The organism is Alkalibacterium sp. s-m-28 (genome assembly GCF_054658175.1).
This window is the reverse complement of sequence record NZ_BAAGIQ010000390.1, coordinates 1-256: the sequence shown is the minus strand read 5'-3', so window position 1 is coordinate 256 and position 256 is coordinate 1. Positions and strand designations below refer to the sequence as shown.

Genomic DNA, 256 nt, shown 5'->3' with positions numbered 1-256 from the left:
GAGGATTTAAACCTCATCGTTGATGGAAACCCCATTTACAAACTGGCACAACATTTCCTGGCCCAACACGGCCTGAACTTCGATATCACTCAAGTCATTGGTTTAACCAACGAGGACGAAGTATCTAGGCAATATAGGCCCCTTAAACAAATCATCGAACGATTGAACCGGACTTACAAAGGCAATTACCGTGGCACCCATGGATTTAAATCTCAAAATGGTGCACGTGCTCATGTCGCTTGCTTTACTGCCTGCT

1 pseudogene is annotated in these 256 nt (G+C 44.9%); it reads left to right on the top strand.

Features of this window, described 5'->3' with window-relative positions:
• Positions 1-256 (top strand): annotated as a pseudogene (locus ACYQ4S_RS12720) (DDE-type integrase/transposase/recombinase); the annotation flags it as partial.